Consider the following 269-nt stretch of genomic DNA (forward strand, 5'->3'; position numbering starts at 1 on the left):
CCAGGAACGACATTGGATATGATAAAAATACCGCTTGATGACGGTAAAGCGCTGATTGATACCCCGGGAATCATTAATCCGCAACAAATGGCCCATTTTGTTGATAAACGAGAGTTGAAATTGATCACACCTAAAAAGGAAATTAAACCAAAGGTGTATCAATTAAATGAAGGGCAGACACTGTTTTTTGGCGGACTGGCACGGTTTGATTATATTAGTGGCGGGCCGAAAAGATCATTCGTTTGTTACTTGGCAAATGAACTAGAAAT

Annotated in this window: 1 pseudogene; it reads left to right on the forward strand. The window is 39.8% G+C overall.

The features are described 5' to 3' along the window. A pseudogene (locus RYX56_RS22670) lies at positions 1–269 on the forward strand (ribosome biogenesis GTPase YqeH); the annotation flags it as partial.

The sequence above is a fragment of the Alkalihalophilus lindianensis genome, from assembly GCF_032843265.1.
In the GTDB taxonomy this organism is placed as follows: domain Bacteria; phylum Bacillota; class Bacilli; order Bacillales; family Bacillaceae_D; genus Alkalihalophilus; species Alkalihalophilus lindianensis.